Consider the following 13,488-nt stretch of genomic DNA (forward strand, 5'->3'; position numbering starts at 1 on the left):
AGATTAAGCCGTATTTTATTGAAAAGCTTCCGCAATTCGTCGGCTTAGCGATTTCCTGACTGCGAATTCGTTAATGCATGTGGACAAGTGGTATTTTTTTGGTATTGTTTTGTGGATCGGAGGAACTGGGATGGCCGAAACGCGCACCGAAGCGCTGCATGGGAATGCCGAGGGGCTGGATATCCAGGCTCCCGAAGTCATCCTTGCTTCGCTGGCCGATGCGCAGGTCGAGGCCGCCAAAGCGGTCCGCAACGCCATTCCCTCCATCGCCAGGGCAGCCGAGATCATTGCCGGCCGCCTGAGCGGCGGCGGCAAGCTTGCCTATGCCGCGGCCGGCAGCTCCGGCCTGATGGCGCTGGCCGATGCGCTGGAATTGCCGGGCACGTTCGGCATCCAGCGCGACCGCATCGCCATCCTGATCGCCGGCGGCGACGACGCCTTGAGGACACTGGCCGGCGGGCCCGAGGACGACGCCGAGGAGGCCACGACGGCGGTTGCCAATGCGGGTGTCGGCGTGGGCGATTGCCTGATCGCCCTCTCCGCCAGCGGCACGACGCCCTATGCGGTGGGCGCCATCGAGGAGGCGCGGCGCCGGGGAGCCGCCACCATCGGCATCGCCAACAACAGGGGTTCGGCTCTGCTCCAGCAGGCCGACACCGCCATCCTGCTCGAGACACCGCCGGAAGTGATCGCCGGCTCGACCCGCATGGGCGCCGGAACGGCGCAGAAGATCGCGCTCAACATGCTGTCGACGCTGACCGCCGTTCATCTTGGCCATGTCCATGACGGTTACATGGTCAACCTCATGGCCGATAACATGAAGCTGCGCGACCGGGCGGCGCGCATCGTCGCCGCCGTCAGCGGCCGCGGCCAGGAAGAGGCCGCCAGCCTGCTCGAAAAGAGCGGCGGCGCGGTCAAGACAGCCATTCTGCTCGCCGCCGGCGCCGACAGCGCCGATGCGGCGCGCAAGATACTGGAACGGACAGGCCAGAAGCTGCGGCCAGCCCTTTCCGTGCTGGGGCATGATCCCGAGAAGTGAAAACCGCTTTTCGGAAAAGATCATGCTCGAACAAAGAAATAGGCCAGTTGCATTCCCGATTCCCATCGGGGTGAAACGGGCTTGCGAGGGGAACAAGGGCTCCAAAGCCTAGGTTCTCATCAAAACCGAACCTGAAAAAGGTCAACAGGGAGACTGAGCATGACAACGAAACTACTGACGGCACTGCTTCTGGGCACCAGCATTCTCGGCTCGGCCGGATTGGCTCACGCCGAGGACGTAACGCTCAACATCGAAAGCTGGCGCGGCGACGACCTTGCCATCTGGAAGGATAAGCTGATCCCGGCCTTCGAAGCCAAGAACCCCGGCATCAAGGTGGTGTTCGCCCCATCGGCCCCGACCGAATATGACGCCGCCCTCGGCGCCAAGCTCGCCGCCGGTTCGGCGGGCGACCTGATCACCTGCCGCCCGTTCGACAAGTCGCTCGAACTGTTCAAGAAGGGCAACCTTGCCGACCTCTCGGCGCTGCCCGGCATGGAAAACTTCTCGCCGGTCGCCAAGTCCGCCTGGCAGACCGATGACGGCAAGGCGAGCTTCTGCGTGCCGATGGCATCCGTCATCCACGGCTTCATCTACAACAAGGACGCCTTCGACAAGCTCGGCATAAAGGTGCCTCAGACCCGTGACGAGTTCTTCGCCGCGCTCGACAAGATCAAGGCCGACGGCACCTATATCCCGATGGCGATGGGCACCAAGGACCTCTGGGAAGCCGCGACCATGGGCTACCAGAACATCGGCCCCAACTACTGGAAGGGCGAGGACGGCCGCAAGGCGCTGATCAAGGGCGATCAGAAGCTGACCGACAAGGACTGGGTCGCGCCGTATGAGGAACTGGCCAAGTGGAAGCCTTACCTGGGCGACGGCTTCGAGGCCCAGACCTATCCGGACAGCCAGAACCTGTTCACGCTCGGCCGCGCCGCCATCTACCCGGCCGGCTCGTGGGAAATCGGCCTGTTCAACACCCAGGCACAGTTCAAGATGGGCGCCTTCCCGCCGCCGGTCGAGAAGGCCGGCGACACCTGCTACATCTCCGACCATACCGATATCGGCATGGGCCTGAACGCAGCCTCCAAGCACGCGGACGCGGCCAAGACCTTCCTGTCCTGGGTGGCTTCGCCTGACTTCGCCACCATCTACGCCAACGCGCTGCCGGGCTTCTTCAGCCTGAACTCCTCGCCGGTGAAGATGGAAGACCCGCTGGCGCAGGAATTCGTCTCCTGGCGCGGCAAGTGCAAGTCGACGATCCGCTCGACCTACCAGATCCTGTCGCGCGGTACGCCGAACCTCGAAAACGAGACCTGGGTTGAATCGGCCAACGTCATCAACGGCACCGATACGCCCGAAGCCGCGGCCAAGAAGCTGCAGACCGGTCTCGACAGCTGGTATAAGCCGGCCAAGTAAGAGCTCAGGCAGCGGAGCCGGCTGGGCGCATGCCCGGCCGGTTCCGGATTACCCTGTCTTCATATTGCGATTGTCGGCTCTGCCTCACGGCCTTACCCTTGCTGTTGTTGGGGAAGGCTGGCTGATCAGTCGCAGGCCTTTGTCTTGCCGCACCGGGCAAGGTTGGGCCATGCATCGAGGCATCATCTAGCATCACATCGTCTGGAACCGAGAGACGGCGGGGACCGAACTCATGGCCGCACAAACACGACCCAAAAGACCATTCCGCTGGCATATCGCCGTCTTCCTGGCGCCGGCGGTGCTCGTCTATACGGCGATCATGATCCTGCCGCTCGCCGGCACGCTGCAGCTCTCGCTGTTCCGCAATGTCGACCAGTCCCAGATCTTCGTCGGCCTGGACAATTTCCGCACCCTGTTCGGCGATCCCAACTGGTCGGTCAATTTCTGGAATGCGTTGCGCAACAATGTCTGGTTCTTCATCATCCACATGCTGGTGCAGAACCCGGTCGGCGTGCTGTTGGCGGCAATTCTCTCCAGCCCCAGGCTGCGGTTCGCCGCCTTCTACCGCACCGCGATCTTCGTGCCGACCATCCTGTCCTTCGTCATCGTCGGCTTTGCCTGGAAGCTGATCCTGTCGCCGCTATGGGGCGTGGCGCCGCATCTGCTCGACTTCGTCGGCCTGAAAAGCCTGTTCACGCCCTGGCTCGGCAAGGAGCAGTACGCGCTGACCGCGCTCAGCCTGATCTCGGTGTGGCAGTTCATCGGCATTCCGATGATGCTGATCTATGCCGCGCTGCTGTCGATCCCCGAAGAGGTGATCGAGGCGGCCGAATGCGATGGCATCACCGGCCTGTCGCAGTTCTGGAAGATCAAGCTGCCGCTGATCCTGCCGTCGATCGGCATCATCTCGATCCTCACCTTCGTCGGCAACTTCAACGCCTTCGACCTGATCTACACCGCTCAAGGGGCTCTCGCCGGTCCGAACTATTCGACCGATATTCTCGGCACCTTCCTCTACCGCGCCTTCTTCGGCTTCCAGCTGCAGGTCGGCGATCCCAACATGGGCGCGACCATCGCCACGATCATGTTCCTGATCATCCTGGGCGGTGTCTGCGTCTACCTCTTCCTCATCCAGACGCGCCTGCGTCGCTACCAGTTCTGAGGGGACGGAGATGAGCATCGCCACCCGTTCACTGCCCCGCACCATCGGCGCCCACGCGATCCTGCTGACCTACACGGCGATCGCGCTGTTTCCGGTGATCCTGGTCATCATGAATTCGTTCAAGTCCCGCGCTGGCATCTTTGGCGCGCCGCTGACGCCGCCGACGCCAAAGACTTTCGACCTGATCGGCTACACCACGGTGATCGGCCAGGGCGACTTCATCCACTATTTCCAGAACAGTCTCGTCGTCACCGTCGGCTCGCTGTTCTTCGTGCTTCTGTTCGGCGCCATGGCTGCGTTCGCGCTGTCGGAATATCGCTTTCGCGGCAACACGATGATGGGGCTTTATTTGGCGCTCGGAATCATGATCCCGATCCGCCTCGCCACCGTCGCCATCCTGCAATTGATGGTGGCGAGCGGGCTGGTCAACACGCTGACGGCGCTGATCCTGGTCTACACCGCGCAAGGCCTGCCGCTGGCGGTCTTCATCCTGTCCGAATTCATGAAGCAGGTGTCCGACGATCTGAAGAACGCCGGCCGCATCGACGGCCTGTCGGAATACACCATCTTCTTCCGTCTGGTCGTGCCGCTGGTGCGGCCGTCGATGGCAACCGTCGCCGTCTTCACCATGATCCCGATCTGGAACGATCTGTGGTTCCCGCTGATCCTGGCGCCGTCGGAAGAGACCAAGACGGTGACGCTCGGCGCCCAGCTTTTCCTCGGCCAGTTCGTCACCAACTGGAACGCCATTCTGGCAGCACTGTCGCTGGCGATCCTGCCGGTGCTGATCCTCTACGTCATCTTCTCGCGGCAACTGATCCGCGGCATTACTTCCGGAGCCGTCAAGTGAGTTCAGAAAGACCCCTTCGCGTTGTCGTCGCCGGCCTAGGCAATATGGGCCGCAGCCATGCGCTGGCCTATCACACCAATCCAGGTTTTCAGATCGCCGCGCTGGTCAACCGCTCCGACGTGCCTTTGCCTGGGGGGCTGTCCGGCTATGGCATCAGGCGTTCGTTCGATGACGCCCTGCGCGACGAAAAGCCCGACGTCGCCTGCGTCGCCACCTATTCCGACAGCCATGCCGATTATGCGGTGAAAGCGTTCGAGGCCGGCTGCCATGTCTTCGTCGAAAAGCCGCTGGCAACGACGGTGGCCGACGCCAGGCGTGTCGTCGCGGCAGCCAAGGCCAACGGCCGAAAGCTGGTGATCGGCTATATCCTGCGCCACCACCCGTCCTGGATCCGGTTGATCGCCGAAGCGCGCAAGCTCGGCGGTCCCTACGTGTTCCGCATGAACCTCAACCAGCAATCCTCGGGCCATACCTGGGAGACGCACAAGCAGCTGATGCAGACGACATCGCCGATCGTCGATTGCGGCGTGCATTATCTCGACGTCATGCTGCAGATCACCGATGCCAAGCCGGTCGAGGTGCGCGGGATGGGCGTGCGGCTGACCGAGGAAGTCGCGCCCTCCATGTACAATTATGGCCATCTGCAGGTGCTGTTCGATGACGGTTCGGTCGGCTGGTACGAGGCCGGCTGGGGCCCGATGATTTCGGAAACCGCCTTCTTCGTGAAGGACGTGATTTCGCCCAAGGGCTGCGTGTCGATCGTCATGAAGGAGGGCGTGAAGTCCGACGACATCGACACCCACACCAAGACCTCGACCATCCGCCTGCACAGCGCCGCGACCGGCACGGACGGCAAGTTCCTAAAGGCGGACGAGATGTTGTCGATGGAAGGCGAACCCGGCCATCAGGATCTCTGCGATCTCGAACAGGCATTTGTCCTCAAGGCGATCCGCGAGGATATCGATCTCACCAGACATATGGACGACGCCGTGCGGTCGCTCGCCGTCTGCCTTGCCGCCGACGAGAGCGTGCGCGGCGGAAAGGCGGTGCGACTGTGATCAGGCTGTCGTCGTCCGCGCCTTACGGCGCCCGCTTGGCGCCTACTCATCAATTTGGAGGACTGCCGTGGGCTCGCTGAAGATCGAGAACGTGAAAAAGGCCTTTGGGCCGGTCGAGGTGCTGAAGGGCATCGACCTCGAAGTGACGGATGGCGAGTTCGTCGTCTTTGTCGGCCCTTCGGGTTGCGGCAAGTCGACATTGCTCCGGGTCATCGCCGGTCTGGAGGATTCGACCTCGGGCCGGGTGCTGATCGATGGCGAGGATGTCTCGGTCACCCCGCCGGCGAAACGCGGCATCGCCATGGTGTTTCAGACCTATGCGCTCTATCCGCATCTGACGGTGAAGAACAATATGGGCCTCGGCCTCAAACAGGCGAACACGCCGGCGGCGGAAATCGACCGCCGCATCGGCGTCGCCTCGTCCATGCTGTCGCTGGAGCCCTATCTCGAAAGACGACCTGCGGAACTTTCCGGCGGCCAGCGCCAGCGCGTCGCCATCGGCCGCGCCGTGGTGCGCGAGCCGAAACTGTTCCTGTTCGACGAACCGCTGTCGAACCTCGACGCGGCGCTGCGCGTCAACACGCGGCTGGAGATCGCGCAGCTACATCGCCGGCTGAAGGCGACGATGATCTACGTCACCCACGACCAGGTCGAGGCGATGACGCTGGCCGACAAGATCGTGGTGCTCAATGCCGGAAAAATCGAGCAGATCGGCGGCCCGATGGAGCTCTACAATTCGCCGGCAAACGAGTTCGTCGCCGGCTTCATCGGCTCGCCGAAGATGAATTTCGTCGACGGCGCCCGGCTCGGTGAGACAGCCAAGACCATCGGCGTGCGGCCGGAGCACCTGACCGTCGATCCGAAATCCGGCGCCTGGAAGGGCACGGTCGTCCACGCCGAACATCTCGGCGCCGACACCAATCTCTATCTGGATTGCGAGAAGGCCGGCCTGATCACCGTGCGGATTTTCGGCGTGTACGACGCGGAGCCGGGCGCCACGCTCTATGCGACGCCCGATGCGGCGAAGACCTATAGGTTTGGCGCTGATGGGAAGACGATAAAGTAATAGCTGGAGAGGGGCCGGCGCTGCCCCTCATTCGCCTGCCGGCACCTTCTCCCCGTATGGTGACGGGGAGAAGGAATGGCCGCAACGCTGGCGCTCCCTCTCCCCGTTCGTCACGGGGAGAGGGTAGGGGTGAGGGGCGGCGCTAACTTATCAGGCTTACACGTCAGCCCTGAACGTCTGCTTCTGCTGCCCCAATCCTTCGATCCCCAGCTCCACGACATCGCCTGCCTTCAAGAACACCGGCGGCTTCATGCCGAGGCCGACGCCGGGCGGGGTGCCGGTCGAAATAATGTCGCCGGGGTGCAGCGACATGAACTGGCTGAGGTAGGAAACGAGATAGGCAACGCCATAGACCATGGTCTTGGTCGAGCCGTTCTGCATCGTCTTGCCGTTGACCGTCAGCCACATCTTCAGGTTCTGCGGGTCTGAAACTTCGTCCTTGGTCACCAGCCACGGTCCGGTCGGGCCGAACGTGTCGCAGCTCTTGCCCTTGGTCCACTGGCCCTGGCGCTCGGCCTGGAAGGCGCGCTCGGACACGTCATGGGAGACGCAATAGCCGGCGACATGGTCGAGCGCGTCGGCTTCGCTGACATATTTGGCGGTTTTGCCGATAACCACGCCGAGCTCGACTTCCCAGTCGGTCTTCTCGGAGCCGCGCGGGATCAGCACGTCGTCGTCCGGGCCGACGATGGCCGAGCTTGCCTTCATGAAGATGATCGGTTCCGGCGGCACGGTGGCCCCGGTCTCGGCGGCATGGTCGGAATAGTTGAGGCCGATGCAAATGAACTTGCCGGTGCCGGCGACGCAGGCGCCGAGGCGCGGCTTGCCGGAAACCGCCGGCAGCGACTTCGCATCGAGCTTCGAAAGCATGTCCAGCGAGGCCGGATGAAGTGTCTTGCCGGCAATATCGGCAACATGGGCGGAGAGATCGCGGATCGTTCCATCCGCATCGAGCAGGCCGGGCCGTTCGCTTCCCACCTCGCCATAGCGCAGCAGTTTCATGCATCTTCTCCTGATTGCGGCCTCGTGGCCGTTCTACAAACTCTCCGCCGGGGCGGCCGTCTCTGGAACCGGGCGGACCCTAGCCATCGGCCTGCTTCACGACAAGCGCGAACAGCCTGTATTGGCGGCCGGCGATCCGATGTCCGGTTGTCTCAAGGCAGCGCTCAGATCGACCAGCCGCCGTCGATATTATAGGCCTGCCCGGACGTGTAGGTGGCACCGGCCAGGTAGACGGCGAGATCGGCGATCTCCTCGGGCGTGCCGAGCCGGCCCATTGGCTGGCGGGCGATGAAGGCGGCGCGGGCGGCGTCATAATCGCCCTGGGCGTGCATGCGGTCCTGCAGCGACGGGCTCTCGACCGTGCCGGGGCAGATGGCGTTGCAGCGTATGCCCTTGCCGACATAGTCGGCCGCGACCGCCTTGGTCAGCCCGATGACGGCGGCCTTGGTGACGCCATAGGCGAAGCGGTTCGGCACGCCCTTGGTCGAACTGGCCAGCGAAGCCATGTTGATGATCGACCCGTCGCCACGCTCCAGCATGCCGGGCAGCACCGCCCGGATGGTTCGGATCATGGCGCGCACGTTGAGATTGAAAGCGAAATCGAGATCGGCGTCCTTCATCTCCAGGATCGAGCCCGAATGGACGAAACCGGCGCAATTGAACAGCACGTCGACGGCGCCGATCTCTGCAAAGGCGGCATTGACCGCCTCGTCGTTGAGCACGTCGACCTTGCGGGTCTTGATCCCTGATGTGTTGGCGAGTTCCGCCAGCAGCGTCTCGTTGATGTCGGTGGCATGGACGGTGGCCCCAGCCTTGGCGAAGGCCAGCGCGCTCGCCTTGCCGATGCCTTGCGCCGCTGCCGTGATGACAACGACCTTGCCTGTCAGATCCGCCATGCTTTGTTCCTCGCCTGCTTGGGTCAATTGCCTTTATCGGCGGCCGGCGAAAGCGTCATGTGCCAGTCAGGCGCGATTGTGCGGCCTGTGCCAGTTCACAGATAAAGATGTTTTTTCTAGTTAAAGAACATATGGCCAGGCGTCAAGCCCGATCGCGATCCCTGTGGTGACATGCCCTAGAGCCGGATGATTTCAGGTCGAGTCGACCTGAAATCTGGATCCGTCCCTAAATCAAAAGGATAGAGCATGATGTCGTCCGAAAACCGCTTCACACTTTTCGGCATCATGCTCTAGTCGCCGTAAGGCACCCAGACATTCTTCACCTCGATGGCACGGCGCAGAAAAACGTCGCCGGCGGCTTCTTCCGAGGCCCAGTCGAGGCTGCGGCCGTTGCCGCTCCAGACGCGTTTGAGGTTGCCGATGGACTCGGCCTCCGCCTTGGCGCAGGTATCCGCGTCGGCGAACAGCCAGAGCCCGTCGACGTCGTCGTGCCTGGCCAGCACGCCGGCAAGCTCCGCGGTGCGTCCGGTGACGATGTTGATCGCGCCGGCCGGCACATCGGAATATTCGATGACTTGATAGAGATCGGTGGCCAGCAACGGATACCGTTCCGACGGCACGGCGACCACCGTGTTGCCCATGGCCAGCGCCGGCGCGACCAGCGAGATGAAGCCGAGCAGGGGCTGATTGTCCGGCGCGACGATGCCGACGACGCCGACCGGCTCATGCAGCGCCAGCGTCACGGCACGCGCCGGCGGCTGGTGCACGCGCCCCTCGAACTTGTCGGCGAGGCCGGCATAGAGAAACAGCCGTTCGATCGAGAGCTCCACCTCGTCCCGCGCGGCCTTGGCACTGGCTCCGGTCAGTTCGGTGAGCCGGGCGGCAAATTCTTCCGCGCGCCCGGAAAGGTTCTCGGCCAGGTAATAAAGCACCTGCGACCTGTTATAAGCGGTCGCCTCCGGCCAGCTTTTGCAGGCGCGGGCAGCCGAAACCGCATCGCGGATATCCTTGCGGCTGCCGAGCCCGACTTCGCCGGCGAGCTTGCCCTTGGCGGTGGCGACGGCAAGCGAGTAATTGCCGTCCGGCCGCACCTGCTTGCCGCCGATGAACAGCTTCGCGGTGCGGTCGATAGCGACGCCATCCGCCTGTTCCACGGGCTGCACCGACGATGTCGCCTGCTTGATGACCGGGCCGAGCGGCAGTTTCGCCGCCAGATATTCGAACATGCCCTCGCGCCCGCCCTCGCGGCCGAAACCGCTCTCGCGATAGCCGCCGAAGCCGCAGGCGGCATCGAACATGTTGGTGCCGTTGACCCAGACCACGCCAGCCTTCAGTTGCGGCGCGACATGGAGCGCCAGGTTGACGTTCTCGCTCCACACCGAGGCTGCGAGGCCATAGCGCGTGTTGTTGGCGAGTTCGATCGCTTCCTCGGTGTTGCGGAAGGTCATGGTGGCGAGCACTGGCCCGAACACCTCTTCCTGCGCCAGAATATTAGCCGGCGAAACACCGGTGGCGAGCGTCGGCAGGTGATAGTAGCCGGAAGACGGCAGCGTTGCATCCGGCTGCCAGCAGACGGCGCCCTGCCGGGCACCTTCGGCGATCAGTCCCTTGACCCGGTCGAGCTGGGTCAGGTCGACCAGCGGGCCGATATCGGTGTTCTTGTCGAGCGGGCTGCCGACACGCAGCCGGCTCATCCGTGTCTTGACCTTGGCGATCAAGGCATCGGCGATGCCTTCCTGCACCAGCAGGCGCGAACCGGCGCAGCAGACCTGGCCCTGGTTGAACCAGATGCCGTCGACCAGGCCCTCGACAGCGCTGTCGAGATCGGCGTCCTCGAAGACGATGAAGGCCGACTTGCCGCCAAGTTCCAGCGACAGTTTCTTGCCGGAGCCGGCGGTGGCCTTGCGGATGATCTTGCCGACTTCGGAAGAGCCGGTGAAGGCGATCTTCTGGATGCCGGGATGATCGACGATCGCCGCGCCCGCATCCGGTCCGCCCTGCACGATGTTGACGACGCCTTTCGGCACGCCGGCGCGTTCGCAGATCTCGGCGAACAGGATTGACGTCAGCGGCGTGAACTCGGCCGGCTTCAGCACCACGGTACAGCCCGCCGCAAGCGCCGGCGCGATCTTCCAGGCCAGCATCAGCAGGGGAAAATTCCACGGGATGATCTGGCCGACGACGCCGACACCCTTTTGGCCGGGAAAATCCCTGTCCAGCGCCTGCGCCCAGCCGGCGTGGTGAATGAAATGGCGGATCGCCAGCGGCACGTCGATGTCGCGGCTTTCGCGGATCGGCTTGCCGTTGTCGATCGTCTCAAGCACCGCGAACAGCCGCTGGTGGCGCTGCATGGCGCGGCCGATGGCGTAGAGCACTTTCGCGCGCTGGTATCCGGAACTGGCGCTCCATTTCGGCAGCGCCTTTGCGGCGGCCGCAACCGCCGCGTCGATGTCGGCGGCATTGGCATCGGACACCTTGGCCAGCAGCTTGCCGGAAGACGGCTCGCTGGTGTCGAAGGTCTTGCCGCCGCCGGCCGCTTTCCAGTCGCCACCGATGAACAGCGCTTTGGAGAAATCGCGCCCGGCCAGCCATGCATCGGCCTGGTTGCGAGCCTCCGGCGCCGGGCCGTATTCCATGGCGTGATAGCGTTCAAGGACGTTCATCAGGTTCCTCCTTCACCCTCCCCCTTGTGGGGAGGGTCGATCGGCAAAGCCGATCGGGGTGGGGGTGCTCAAGCCATCGCGTGGCGGTGATTGGCCGAATAATGCCCGGTCAGATGATGCTCGAGCTGACGTTCGATATCGGTCAGCAGGCTCGATGCGCCAAAGCGGAACAGCTCCGGCTCCAGCCATGGACGGCCGAGCTCTTCCTTCATCAGCACCAGCCAGTCGAGCGAGACTTTCGCGGTCGAAATGCCGCCGGCCGGCTTGAAGCCGATGAGATAGCCTGTCTCCTCGAAATAGGCCCTGATGGCGCGCACCATGGCGAGGCCGACAGGCAGTGTGGCATTGACGCTTTCCTTGCCGGTCGACGTCTTGATGAAATCGGCGCCCGCCATCATCGCCACCATCGAGGCCAGCATGACGTTGCGCAGCGTGGCGAGGTCGCCGGTGCCCAAGATGACCTTGAGATGCGCGTCGCCGCAGGCGGCCCGCATCGAGACGATTTCATTATAAAGCTCGCGCCACTTGGCGCCGAACACCAGGCCGCGCGGGATGACGACATCGATCTCGTCGGCGCCGTCCTTCACCGAGGCCTCGATCTCCTGCAACCGGGTCGACAGCGGCGCCAGCCCATGCGGAAAGGCGGTGGAGACCGCGGCGACATGGATGCCGGTGCCGCGCACCGCGTCCACGGCCGTGGCGACGAAGGGATGGTAGACGCAGACGGCGGCGGGCCGGATGGTCTCGCCCGCAATGCCGAGGCCTTCCATGATGTCGCGGCGCAGCGGGTTGATCGCCTTGGCGCAGAGCCGGCGCACGCGCTCCTCGGTGTCGTTGGAGTTGAGCGTCGTCAGGTCCATGCAGGCGATCGCCCGCAGCAGCCAGGCGGCCTGGTTGTCGGCCTTGATCGAGCGCCGCTTGGTCAGACTGGCGACGCGGCGTTCCAGCGCGGAGCGGTTGACGCTGCGTACCGATTCGAGAAAACCGAGGTCGAGTTTCAGGCCGGGATTGCGCGCGAAATGATGGTCCAGCGGCACCGGCGTGTTGGCGGCGGCGCGCGCGGGCAGCGGCGTCACCTTGGTGCCAAGATCGGCTTCGCGGATTGTGCTGCTCATCTCCTGCCCTTTCATTCAGCGGCGTGCGCTTGATATCTCACGCGCGCATCCTTCTCCCAAAGCCGTCGACAGTTTTGGGCGACACGCACGAAGATAGCCCGCGAAGTCGCGCTTCACGAGTCCTCAAGCGAGGGATAGCTGAAAAAGGCCGCGAAAGCAGCTGGTTTTTGACCGGAAGGTCAAAACCAGATTTCTGGGAGACGCGCTGGCCTCAGCCGACGAAGGCGCGTTCGACGACGAAGCTCGAGGGATGGCTGAGCGAACCTTCCTGGAAGCCGAGGCTTTCGGCGAGCTCCTTGACGTCCTTCAGCATGTGCATCGAGCCGCAGATCATGATGCGGTCGGTTTCGGGATTGAGCTTTTCGATGCCGAGGTCGCTGTAGAACTTGCCGGAGCCGATCAGCGCGGTGATGCGGCCCATGCGCGCCGACTCTTCGCGGGTCGTCGAATTGTAGAGCGTCACGCGCCCAGTGGTCAGCTCGCCGATCAGCGGGTCGCTTTCGAGCGCCGCCACCAGTTCCTGGCCGTAAATCAGCTCGGCATTGTCGCGGCAGGTGTGGGTCAGAATCAGCTGGTCGAACTTCTCGTAAGTGTCGGGATCGCGCAGCAGGCTGGCAAAGGGCGCGATGCCGGTCCCGGTCGAGATCATGAACAGGCGCTTGGCGGGGGTCAGCGCGTCGACGACCAGCGTGCCGGTCGATTTCTGGCGCATGATGACGGTGTCGCCGGCCTGGATCTTCTGCAATTCGGAGGTCAGCGGGCCATCCGGCACCTTGATCGAGAAGAATTCCAGCTCTTCGTCCCAGGCCGGGCTGGCGACGGAGTAGGCGCGATACACCGGCTTCTCGGCATTGGGCAGGCCGATCATGACGAATTCGCCCGAGCGGAAGCGCAGCGACTGAGGCCGGGTGATGCGGAACGAGAACAGTCGGTCGGTATAGTGTTTCACCGAGACGACGGTCTCGGCATAGACATTGGCCGGAATCGGAAACTGCAGCGGACGGGCTTCAGCGGTGTTGAACGCGGGCGTGGTGTTCATCGATTCCAACCTTCTCGCCCGATGAGAGACGCGGGCGCCAAACTTTCCCGTGCGCGCCCGAACCATTCAGGTTCCGGCGTGCCATGCACGCTACCGAAGCGGTAAGCTCTTGTGTCCGGAATTTATTAGTATACAAACGATATTTGCGTCAAGATGCCGCCGTAAAACACCTTTCCAAA

11 protein-coding genes are annotated in these 13,488 nt (G+C 63.4%); 6 read left to right on the top strand and 5 right to left on the bottom strand.

The window, feature by feature from the left end; all coding sequences use genetic code 11:
* Positions 1 to 130 precede the first annotated feature (130 nt).
* The 6 genes from LB557_RS27670 to LB557_RS27695 all read left to right on the top strand — a co-directional run bounded on the left by LB557_RS27670 (position 131) and on the right by LB557_RS27695 (position 6,594).
* A complete protein-coding gene (locus LB557_RS27670) occupies positions 131 to 1,039 on the top strand; it encodes an N-acetylmuramic acid 6-phosphate etherase (RefSeq protein WP_140792345.1) in 909 nt (302 codons plus the stop codon).
* Between the two features lie 159 nt (positions 1,040 to 1,198).
* Positions 1,199 to 2,458, top strand: a complete 1,260-nt coding sequence (locus LB557_RS27675; protein ID WP_015314652.1) for an ABC transporter substrate-binding protein — start codon at positions 1,199 to 1,201, stop codon at positions 2,456 to 2,458.
* A gap of 232 nt (positions 2,459 to 2,690) precedes the next feature.
* A complete protein-coding gene (locus LB557_RS27680; RefSeq protein ID WP_015314651.1) occupies positions 2,691 to 3,620 on the top strand; it encodes a carbohydrate ABC transporter permease in 930 nt (309 codons plus the stop codon).
* Between the two features lie 10 nt (positions 3,621 to 3,630).
* Positions 3,631 to 4,470, top strand: coding sequence for a carbohydrate ABC transporter permease (locus LB557_RS27685; RefSeq protein WP_140660275.1), 840 nt, complete (start codon positions 3,631 to 3,633; stop codon positions 4,468 to 4,470).
* Positions 4,467 to 5,528: a Gfo/Idh/MocA family protein gene (locus LB557_RS27690; protein WP_140792341.1), complete on the top strand. Its 1,062-nt coding sequence runs from the start codon at positions 4,467 to 4,469 to the stop codon at positions 5,526 to 5,528. The genes LB557_RS27685 and LB557_RS27690 overlap by 4 nt, the downstream gene beginning before the upstream one ends.
* A 67-nt stretch (positions 5,529 to 5,595) precedes the next feature.
* Entirely contained in the window at positions 5,596 to 6,594 is a 999-nt protein-coding gene (locus tag LB557_RS27695) for an ABC transporter ATP-binding protein (protein ID WP_224642050.1), read from the top strand.
* A gap of 156 nt (positions 6,595 to 6,750) precedes the next feature.
* On the opposite strand, the gene LB557_RS27700 is transcribed toward LB557_RS27695, so the two are convergent.
* From LB557_RS27700 to LB557_RS27720, 5 genes are all read right to left on the bottom strand, one after another.
* Positions 6,751 to 7,596 (bottom strand): fumarylacetoacetate hydrolase family protein, encoded by an 846-nt coding sequence (locus tag LB557_RS27700; protein WP_224642051.1) that lies wholly within the window; start codon positions 7,594 to 7,596, stop codon positions 6,751 to 6,753.
* 164 nt (positions 7,597 to 7,760) lie between these two features.
* Entirely contained in the window at positions 7,761 to 8,492 is a 732-nt protein-coding gene (locus LB557_RS27705) for an SDR family oxidoreductase (protein ID WP_140875984.1), read from the bottom strand.
* 290 nt (positions 8,493 to 8,782) lie between these two features.
* Positions 8,783 to 11,155 carry an aldehyde dehydrogenase family protein gene (locus tag LB557_RS27710; RefSeq protein WP_224642053.1) on the bottom strand — a complete coding sequence of 791 codons (2,373 nt, stop codon included), beginning with the start codon at positions 11,153 to 11,155 and terminating at the stop codon, positions 8,783 to 8,785.
* A 68-nt stretch (positions 11,156 to 11,223) separates the two neighbouring features.
* Positions 11,224 to 12,270: a deoxyribose-phosphate aldolase gene (gene deoC, locus LB557_RS27715; RefSeq protein ID WP_224524898.1), complete on the bottom strand. Its 1,047-nt coding sequence runs from the start codon at positions 12,268 to 12,270 to the stop codon at positions 11,224 to 11,226.
* Positions 12,271 to 12,481: 211 nt separating this feature from the next.
* Positions 12,482 to 13,309 carry a ferredoxin--NADP reductase gene (locus LB557_RS27720; protein WP_140711915.1) on the bottom strand — a complete coding sequence of 276 codons (828 nt, stop codon included), beginning with the start codon at positions 13,307 to 13,309 and terminating at the stop codon, positions 12,482 to 12,484.
* Positions 13,310 to 13,488: the final 179 nt, after the last annotated feature.

The organism is Mesorhizobium sp. BR115XR7A, assembly GCF_020165315.1.
GTDB lineage: Bacteria > Pseudomonadota > Alphaproteobacteria > Rhizobiales > Rhizobiaceae > Mesorhizobium > Mesorhizobium australicum.

Coding starts and splice junctions, on each gene's coding strand:
- LB557_RS27685 (WP_140660275.1), top strand. CDS start 3,631: ATGAGCATCGCCACCCGTTCACTGCCCCGCACCATCGGCGCCCACGCG.
- LB557_RS27705 (WP_140875984.1), bottom strand. CDS start 8,492: ATGGCGGATCTGACAGGCAAGGTCGTTGTCATCACGGCAGCGGCGCAA.
- LB557_RS27700 (WP_224642051.1), bottom strand. CDS start 7,596: ATGAAACTGCTGCGCTATGGCGAGGTGGGAAGCGAACGGCCCGGCCTG.
- LB557_RS27670 (WP_140792345.1), top strand. CDS start 131: ATGGCCGAAACGCGCACCGAAGCGCTGCATGGGAATGCCGAGGGGCTG.
- LB557_RS27720 (WP_140711915.1), bottom strand. CDS start 13,309: ATGAACACCACGCCCGCGTTCAACACCGCTGAAGCCCGTCCGCTGCAG.
- LB557_RS27680 (WP_015314651.1), top strand. CDS start 2,691: ATGGCCGCACAAACACGACCCAAAAGACCATTCCGCTGGCATATCGCC.
- LB557_RS27710 (WP_224642053.1), bottom strand. CDS start 11,155: ATGAACGTCCTTGAACGCTATCACGCCATGGAATACGGCCCGGCGCCG.
- LB557_RS27675 (WP_015314652.1), top strand. CDS start 1,199: ATGACAACGAAACTACTGACGGCACTGCTTCTGGGCACCAGCATTCTC.
- deoC (WP_224524898.1), bottom strand. CDS start 12,270: ATGAGCAGCACAATCCGCGAAGCCGATCTTGGCACCAAGGTGACGCCG.